3 protein-coding genes are annotated in these 3,926 nt (G+C 45.9%); 2 read left to right on the top strand and 1 reads right to left on the bottom strand.

All coding sequences use genetic code 11. The features are described from left to right. Positions 1-67: 67 nt before the first annotated feature. Entirely contained in the window at positions 68-1,930 is a 1,863-nt protein-coding gene (locus tag CKL79_RS21950) for an ATP-binding protein (protein ID WP_170944164.1), read from the top strand. Between the two features lie 3 nt (positions 1,931-1,933). Then, positions 1,934-3,376 carry a DUF1802 family protein gene (locus tag CKL79_RS21945; protein ID WP_121971649.1) on the top strand — a complete coding sequence of 481 codons (1,443 nt, stop codon included), beginning with the start codon at positions 1,934-1,936 and terminating at the stop codon, positions 3,374-3,376. A 55-nt stretch (positions 3,377-3,431) separates the two neighbouring features. Here the strand turns inward: CKL79_RS21945 and CKL79_RS21940 are convergent, their stop codons facing one another. Further along, entirely contained in the window at positions 3,432-3,848 is a 417-nt protein-coding gene (locus CKL79_RS21940) for a transposase (RefSeq protein WP_205879182.1), read from the bottom strand. Between the last annotated feature and the right edge of the window lie 78 nt (positions 3,849-3,926).

Here is a 3,926-nt window from a genome sequence, read left to right as displayed (position 1 = left end):
CAGATGAGAAACACTTCTTGATTGCTGTCCTCGCTGATGGCTCATCAGCTACGAAGCGCTGATGAGCTTGTCCGTATCTTGGAATTTGGAATTGCTGCTGGATAAAGCGACCTCAATTGTCTTTGCAGCAGATAGAGGTGTTGGGAAAAGTCATGTGATCAAACGCATTAGGAAGCGGCTGCAATCTGAGGGGCAAACACTATTTATCTATGCCAGCGCTGATAAATATGGTGACTTAAATTTTGTCAACTGCTCTTTCCAGCAGTCAGTGGCCGCAAGCTTAGAGCAGCAAGGCAGCGAGGAGGTTTCACAGTGGCAGGAGATTGCTGCGCTCATAGTAGTTGATGCCCTAAAATCAAGCAATTCGGAAGCCAAAATTCCTTCTACAACAGATTTAGCGGCTAGATTTGACAAAGCTTATCAAAAAAGCCGTATGAAAGGCAGAGATTTAGTTGCTGACCTGACAAAAGCGATTAGAAAAGTTAGACCCAGTGTAGATCCTTATATCATTCGCGCCATTATCTGGACGCTTTCTGAAGAGAGAGGGCCACTAGCAGTGAAATGGCTAGCAGGTGAGCAGTTAGACGCTCAAGATGCAATTGATTTGCGACTTCCTAGCAATCAACAGGGCGAGCAGGAGAGGGAAGCTCATGCTTTGTTAGTTGTCAGCAAAATTCTTTCTATCATTGGGGAATACCGAACCGTTTGTATCTGTTTCGATGAGTTGGACACCATCTCAAGTCATGACCTTGGCTATCCAACAGCATTAGTCATAGCTGACTTGGTGAGAAAACTATTCACGTCCTTGAAGCAGTCTGAAGCGGGTAAAGGAATTGTTATCTTAACTGTATTACTACCAGACATTTGGAGCTTTTTTCTTGACCAAGACGCTGAAGTTTCAGCAAAGGATAAAATTGCATCGGCTGGGGCAATTGATTTAAGAAACGTAAATGCAGATTCAATGACAGAGCTAGTTTCCTTATGGCTTTCTCCGTTTTATGCTGCAAGGAACTTAGTGCCTCTTACTCCCATATACCCTTTCGATCAGGAAGAACTAACGCAATATTCGAAGAACGGGCTCTATGTGCGGGAGGCCATAAAGTGGTGTGCTAATTACGTAAACAAGAAGGTTGAAAGTTTTACGCCTACAGATAAAGAAAAAACCCCTACCGAGAAGTTAAATTTTGCTTATGATAATGCTTTAGAGCAATTTTCTGATGACTATCTCGACGATAATGATGCGATCGCTGCCACTCTCTCATTCTGTTTCCAAAAAATTATAGACAGCAAATATATCAGCGACGCACCCATCGAGAATGTAGTGCTCAAAAGCATCGAAGAAGTCACGCCAAGGTCCAGAAACAGTGGCTATATCAACTTCAAGCTGGTAGGCATAGAAGATGGTGAAGCCGTCACGATTGGTATCGAGGTTTTACAGCAAACAAACGGCTTGTCAGTCGGTGCAGGCTTCAGACGGCTGCTAGACCGTGAAACATTTGGTCTGTCGCGCGGCTGTTTAGTTCGCTCTAGAGAACGCAAACTCAAGCGTAACTGGGACTCTTACGAGTATTACCAACAGCTCCTAGATCAAGGCGGCGAGTGGGTCGATCTCACAGAAGACAACATCAAACCGCTGCTGGCGCTTCAGTATGTTTATGAGCATCACGAAAAATTTGGTCTATCCGTTAGACGGTTGGATTCTTTTGCGTTTGTACAAAAGCTATTGACTCAAAACGCCCTGATTGGAGAAATTCTTAGTAAACCGGAAGGTAACCTTGTCGAAGAAGCGCTGGAAGGTGAAGAACTACAGCCGCTCCATAGTGAAGAAGAGCGTCAGGAAATCGCTGCTAATATCAGCGAATCCCTAGAGATCCCTTGCTCTGAAGAGTCAGACGAGCAGCCAGACCTGGCCGATCTAGAGGCTGCATAGCAAATGGTTTTACTTAACACGGCGCTGTGTCTACCAGCGTTAGAAGTAGACGGGCTGGCTAAAGGGCTATCGGTGATTGCTGCGCCAAAGCGGTTTATTGTGCCGGGTAAACGGTTCGCGCTTTTGCCCGTTCAAGCCTTACCAGGCGATTTGACAGAAGAGAAAATCTATCACGAGAGCGCTGTCAAAGCGTTTAGAGCAACAGCACTCTCTGATAAAGAGTCTCCATCTTTCCAGTTTTGGGGTAAGTGCGACTTTTGCCAGCATCTGACCAGCCAAGAGAAAGTTCAGGTACTTTCCCAACTGACAGCCTGGAAAATTGATGCGCTAGCAGAGCACTTACGCACCCAAGACAACCTGTTTTTGGCCTTTATCCGTCTGTATCATCTATCGGCTCCCGTTCGGCTGGACACCCTTTCGGCCTATCAATCTCCTGACAAAATCAACAATCTCATACCCTTAGCGCAATATTTAGATGTCGATGAAACTCAGCCAGTCTTAGAAGAAGACAAGTTTCTAGCACTAAAGCAAAAGCTAATTGACTTAAAGGTTGAGCCAGAAGCCGTCTTGGTCGAAAAGACTAACGGCGAGACCAAAACTGAACTGGAAATAGAGATTATTGAAGAAACCCTTTCACAAGATATTCTCAACGATCCTGAGTGGTTCTCAAAGATTGCTGAGGTTGGAAACTCCAGCGACGGGTTTGCTTTTGAAAAATTGGTAAGAAAGAGCTTCATAGAGCTAGGCTTTCAAAACTCTATTGGGAATCCTAAAGCCAGTCTTGATCCTATCGCGACAGGTGGCGCAGGCGGGCTAGACTTTTATGCTGATAAACCCTATCCGATTGTAGGTGAGTGCAAAGCGACCAAAACGCAAAGGGTTCCCTCTGGCACACCGGCACAGCTAATCAGATTAGGTCACAGTATTTTACAAAGGCACTACGACGAATGTATTAAAATGATCGTTGTAGCAGGCGACTTAACACCCGGTGCTATCCGAACGGCAGAGAACAATACTATTAGCGTCATCCGACCCGAAACGCTTCAGAAGTTAGTAGAGCTGAAGATAGCTCATCCAGGCTCGATAGATCTGTTTGAGCTAAAAGATATCCTGAATACAGCACCTTTTGGCGAACAGTCTGATCGGCGAATCAATGAGTTTATTGCTAGTGTTTGGCGATGTTTGACAGAGCGATCGCTCCTAGTCGAAGCAGTCAGACAGCTTTCTCTTCAAGAAAAAGATAGGTCAGTCACGACTGGATACGTGCGAGTCTACTACAACGCTGTCTTTGCCAAAGACTCAATTCCAAAGTTGAGCACCGAATCCGATACTCGCGATCTGCTCGTCGAACTATCATCACCTTTGACAGCTTATGTAGGACGCGAGAAATCTGTCGATGGCACCGAACGTTTCTACTTCTTACGAGAGCTAAAAATTGAAGATTAGTACTTGAGTGTTGTGCTCTGACGGTAGAAAAATAATTGAGGCGTTATCTAGCGAGTCATGCAGGCACCCCCTTATTCTGCTTGTCAAACAATTTGGCAAACACCTGCGACGCCGATTCACCCTGTTCAAGACAGTCATGAGCAAAGAGGATTAGCTTTTCTATCAGCGCTTGCGATTGCTGGCGACAGACCTGCCCGATGGATTGTGTGAGCTGGGTAGGGCGCTTGCCCGGAGCCTTTGTCGGGGGTGGCAAGCAAGCCAAGTGCAAGATTGAGTAAGCCACGAACACCAACGTCCAATGGGTTTGAATGGATTCAAAGGTTCGCATCCGATACTCATCAAGCCCGAGATATTGCTTTCCATCTCGATAAAAGGTTTCTATCGGCCATCTTTGTAAATATTTGGCGAGCACCTGTTTGGCTGACCAGTCAGCGCGATTGGTCAGCAGCACAGCAGCAATTCCAAATTCCAAGATACGGACAAGCTCATCAGCGCTTCGTAGCTGATGAGCCATCAGCGAGGACAGCAATCAAGAAGTGTTTCTCATCTG

Origin of the sequence: Leptolyngbya sp. BC1307, from assembly GCF_002286735.1 — a bacterium.
GTDB lineage: Bacteria > Cyanobacteriota > Cyanobacteriia > Phormidesmidales > Phormidesmidaceae > Phormidesmis.
The sequence above is the reverse complement of the archived record's forward strand: the minus strand, read 5'-3'. Positions and strand labels throughout refer to the sequence as shown.